This is a genomic window from Saccharopolyspora sp. (assembly GCF_017434145.1).
Classification (GTDB): Bacteria; Actinomycetota; Actinomycetes; order Mycobacteriales; family Pseudonocardiaceae; genus Saccharopolyspora_C; species Saccharopolyspora_C galaxeae.
On the sequence record NZ_JAFRFW010000309.1, the window covers coordinates 1 to 2,856 of the forward strand.

Consider the following 2,856-nt stretch of genomic DNA (forward strand, 5'->3'; position numbering starts at 1 on the left):
ATCTTGTATCCGCCAAATGCGGTTCCGAATCTCTTTAATGCATGCATACCAGTCTGTCCTCCTTGTCTGCATGAAATGTAACTGCAGTTATGAAAAACTGATCCCCGGATAAAGGATTCTTACGTTCTTCCCCTCCAGCCGGTCGATCCACTCCAGCGCGCGGGCGTGCGCGCGGCGGCGGGGGACGCCGTTGAGCCGCAGCGGCAGCGCCACGTTCTCCAGCACGCTCAGCTCCGGGACCAGCTGGCCGAACTGGAACACGAACCCGAACTCGGTGCGCCGCAGCGCGCTGCGCTCGTCGTCGGACATCGCGGTGAGCTCGTTGCCGCGGTAGCGCACGTGCCCGGCCTCCGGCAGCACGACCCCGGCCAGGCAGTGCAGCAGCGTGGACTTGCCGGAGCCGGAAGCGCCGATCACCGCCACCAGCTCGCCGGAATCGACGGTCAGCTCCGCGCCGCGCAACGCCGGGGTCGGGCCGAACGAGCAGACCAGCTCGGTTCCGCTGAGCAACGCTTCGGTGCCGGATCGCGGCGCGGTCATGCGGGCAAACCTCCACTTCGGGCACGTCGCCGGGCGACCGTGCGGCGTTCTCCCGCCGGTCGTTCCCGGGCTCGGCCGTGCGCGGGTCGCCCCTGCGGCCGATCGGCACGCGGGAACCATACCCAGCGCGATCATGGAAAGTTCGACGGGGATCGCGGTCGCGCCCGGATCACCGCGCGGCGAGCGGTTGCCGACGGCGTCCGGTCGCGATCCGCTGCGCACCGGAAACCACCTCGTGCAAGGACGAGGTGTCGATGTCGCCGAGCACCGTGTCGGCGCGAGCTCGCCAGCGCGGCCGATGCCGCCGGCCGCTCCCGTCACGGCCGCCGTGGTGCCGTTCACGGGCATGTACCGCCTCCGCCGCGAAGAAACCTCCGCACATTTGGCACGGGCGGCCAGCGCGATCAGCCGGACTTCTGCGCGTCTTGTTCCTTCTCGGCGAGCCGCTGCCGTTGTGGGACGACGGTGTAGCGGGGGTCGCGCGCCGAGACGCGGCCGGCCTCGAAGATGCCGTAGCGGGTGGCCGCACCCGCCGCGCTCAGGCACAGCCCGGCGACGGCGCCGATCGCCCGGTGCCGCCCGGCGAAGACCGAAACCGCGGCTCCGGCCCAGGTCAGCGCTCGTGCGGCGCGCAGCACCCGGCCGGGGCGGCCGGTGCGGTAGACCTCGCCGACCATGCCCGCGGTGTGCTCCATGCGGCGTTCGGCGGCCAGTTCCAGCGCCGAGCCCGCGATCGCCATCCGCCGCGCCGGGCCGGTCTGCCCGGTCGGAGTCGTCAGCATCGCCACCGCGCCCGCGCTGGAGATCGCGCTGCCCGCGAACACGAACGGCAGCTCGCGGTACGCCTCGTGCCAGCCCGGAACGGCGGTGTCGGCCAGCAGCACGGCGGTGTAGGTCGTCATCGCCGGGGCGAGGATCCCGGCCGCGCCCGCGCTGAGCCTGCCCAGCAGCGGGTACCAGCCGGTGAGCGCGCTCGCGGCGGATGCACCGGTCAGTCCCGAGAACGGGGCGAGGATCCAGGAACCCACGCTCAGCGGCGAGGTCGGCTTGAACACCCGCAGCATGTTCAGGAACCGCATCGGGCGCCCGAGGTCGTGGATCAGCGCGACCACGCTGGCGGTGGATCCGGCCGCGGCGGCGATCCGGCCGTTGCGGGCCAGCTCCGGGCGATCGGTCAGCTCCGCCAGCACCGCCATCGTGGCCGAGGCGCCCGCCATGCCGCCGAGGTACAGGTAGGCGGGGACGTCCGGGACCTTCCAGGTCGGTTCCTTGATCACCGGTTGGCCGTAGTAGGAGCGGAACTCCTCCGGCGCCTGCCCGTTCGGTGCCTGCCCGCCGTTCGGCGCCTGATCGTTCGACACTGCATCGGCGCTCACCGCGACCTCCTGCCCGCGAAGCAGGCCGCGATCACCGCTGCGGCGGTGCCCGCCGCGGCCGCAGCGTGCTTCCACATGGACGGCAGGTCGCGGGTGGTCACCACCGGGTCCGGCGGCAGGCCGTAGACCTCGGGCTCGTCCAGCAGCAGGAAGAACGCGCCGTCGCCGCCGACCCCGTCGTCGGGTTCGTGGCCGTAGAGCCGGGCCTCCGGCACGCCCTGGGCGTGCAGTTCGTCGACCCGCATGGCGGCCTGCTCGCGCAGTTCGTCGAGCGGGCCGTACTGGATGGACTCGGTCGGGCAAGCCGTGGCGCAGGCGGGCGCGAGCCCGGAACCGAGCCGGTCCTGGCACAGCGTGCACTTGAACGCCCGCCCGTCCCCGGGCCGGATGTCGATCACCCCGTACGGGCAGGCGGGCACGCAGTAGCCGCAGCCGTTGCACACGTCGTCCTGCACCAGCACCGTGCCGTGCTCGGTGCGGATCAGCGCGCCGGTCGGGCACACGTCGAGGCAGGCGGCGTGGGTGCAGTGCTTGCACACGTCCGAGGACATCAGCCAGCGCACGGTGCCGTCGCTGGTCGGCGTGCTCTGCCCGCCGGGCGGTGCCATGCCGGGCATTCCGAGGTCGACCTCGGCGGCGCTGCGTTCCACGTGCTGCTCGATGAACGCCACGTGCCGCCAGGTGCTCGCGCCGAGGTCGCCGGTGTTGTCGTAGGACATGCCGGTCAGTTCCAGGCCGTCCTCGGGCAGCAGGTTCCAGTCCTTGCAGGCGACCTCGCACGCCTTGCAGCCGATGCACACGCTGGTGTCGGTGAAGAACCCGACCCGCTCGGGGTGCTCGGCGTAGCCCGCTTCGCCCGCCGGGTCGGCCAGCGGGCCGCTGAGCCGGTTGGCCGGTTCGTCGGCCACGGGTGTCACTCCCCTCGTCCTTGCTCGTCGCC

General features: G+C 72.1%; 2 protein-coding genes and 1 pseudogene. All 3 read right to left on the reverse strand.

What is annotated here, in order from left to right; all coding sequences use genetic code 11:
• Positions 1-132: 132 nt before the first annotated feature.
• Positions 133-540 (reverse strand): annotated as a pseudogene (locus IJH84_RS08590) (ABC transporter ATP-binding protein); the annotation flags it as partial.
• A 404-nt stretch (positions 541-944) separates the two neighbouring features.
• A complete protein-coding gene (nrfD, locus tag IJH84_RS08595; protein ID WP_367268993.1) occupies positions 945-1,916 on the reverse strand; it encodes an NrfD/PsrC family molybdoenzyme membrane anchor subunit in 972 nt (323 codons plus the stop codon).
• Positions 1,913-2,824, reverse strand: a complete 912-nt coding sequence (locus IJH84_RS08600) for a 4Fe-4S dicluster domain-containing protein (protein WP_295142428.1) — start codon at positions 2,822-2,824, stop codon at positions 1,913-1,915. The genes nrfD and IJH84_RS08600 overlap by 4 nt, the downstream gene beginning before the upstream one ends.
• Positions 2,825-2,856: the final 32 nt, after the last annotated feature.